This is a genomic window from Finegoldia magna (genome assembly GCF_003182075.1).
GTDB classification, from domain to species: Bacteria; Bacillota; Clostridia; order Tissierellales; family Peptoniphilaceae; genus Finegoldia; species Finegoldia magna.
Genome location: NZ_QGTH01000056.1, coordinates 1 through 1,292 on the forward strand (window position 1 = coordinate 1; position 1,292 = coordinate 1,292).

Genomic DNA, 1,292 nt, shown 5'->3' on the forward strand with positions numbered 1-1,292 from the left:
ACTCCGTGTTTGTTTAAAATTTTCTTTAGTTCTTTTAACTCAGGATCCTTTAGGTTAATTTCTTCTAACTGTCCCTTTTTAACCATATCTTTTAGCTTTACTTCTTCTCCGTTATTTTTTATTACATTTTTCAAACCTCCTTGTTCTTCTATTTGTTTGTGAACTTTCTTTAAGGCATCAAGAATTGCTTTACTTGTTGCTTTTGCAAGTCTTACTTCAAGATTAAGACTCGACCTAGATACTTCTTCATTAATCATCTATTCCACCTCCATATAACAGTAACTCTTTGTATTTTCTTAACTTCTCTTTTTGAATTCTTCTTCTGAAATCTTCTCCCGTAACTTTAACTGGTATTGTCATTTCAAGTATTCTTGAATATATCCTCTGATACTCAAGTTCAATATTAGGATTTTGAATAATTTCCAAGGATAAGTTTGTAGTAAAAATTGTCGGCCTGCCTTTTAAGTATCTTGAGTTTATAATGTTATATACTTGTTCTCTTGCATAAGATGTATCCCTTTCAATTCCAAGGTCATCTAAGATTAATAAAGGAATATTAGATAGGTTATTTATAATTTCGTTTGAATCTAGCTTAAATGCTGATTTTTGTATTTGATTTATAACCTGGGATAAATTCATAATTTTAACTTTAACTTGCTTTCTTTCGATTAATTCATTTGCAATAGAACAAGCAAGATAAGTCTTTCCACTTCCAACGTCTCCATAAAATAAAAGTCCAACATTGTCTTCTTTCATTTGCTCAAAACTTTTGGCATAGTTGTAAGCAACCTTATAGGCTTGTCCCTTTTCATTTAGGAATTTCTCAAAAGTATATTGGTGTTGGAGCGGCGATGAGAAGCAATCTCTTTTCAATGACGATATTTTCATTAGTCGTTCTCTTTCTTCATTTTCCTTATCTCTTTTTATTTCACATTCACATTTAATTCTAGGAATAAACTTTGTAAATCCAAGGTCAAGTAATTCTCCATCGACTCTTTTACCACATACCTTACAATAAATATGCCCATTTCTCTCAATATCATTTTCTCTTAATACAAAATCTTTTAAGCTTTTCATAAACTCTCTCCTATATCGTAATTTATTTTTCTTGTTGATTTGTCATCAATATTTTTTGCCTGATCATTAAGATACCAATTGATTATCGTTGCCTTGTGGTCTTGATAATCTCTGTTATTTGCTTTCATATATGACGACAATCTATCAATGTATTCATTAATTCTACTTCCTAACTCATTTGTTAAGTCCTTGTATTCTTCATCAGTCAAAAATAT

The 1,292-nt window shown here is 30.0% G+C and carries 2 protein-coding genes and 1 pseudogene; all 3 read right to left on the bottom strand.

Translation table 11 applies throughout. The features are described 5' to 3' along the window. On the bottom strand, positions 1-257 hold a 257-nt coding region (locus tag DES33_RS09550), incomplete at its 3' end, for a DUF3801 domain-containing protein (protein ID WP_146199883.1). Further along, positions 250-1,077, bottom strand: coding sequence for an ATP-binding protein (locus tag DES33_RS09555; RefSeq protein WP_110058842.1), 828 nt, complete (start codon positions 1,075-1,077; stop codon positions 250-252). The genes DES33_RS09550 and DES33_RS09555, both read right to left, overlap by 8 nt. Further along, a pseudogene (locus tag DES33_RS09560) lies at positions 1,074-1,292 on the bottom strand (replication initiator protein A); the annotation flags it as partial. The pseudogene DES33_RS09560 and the gene DES33_RS09555, both read right to left, overlap by 4 nt.

Bases quoted from the DNA above. Each gene is read 5' to 3' on its own strand.
- DES33_RS09555 (WP_110058842.1), bottom strand. From the start codon at position 1,077: ATGAAAAGCTTAAAAGATTTTGTATTAAGAGAAAATGATATTGAGAGA.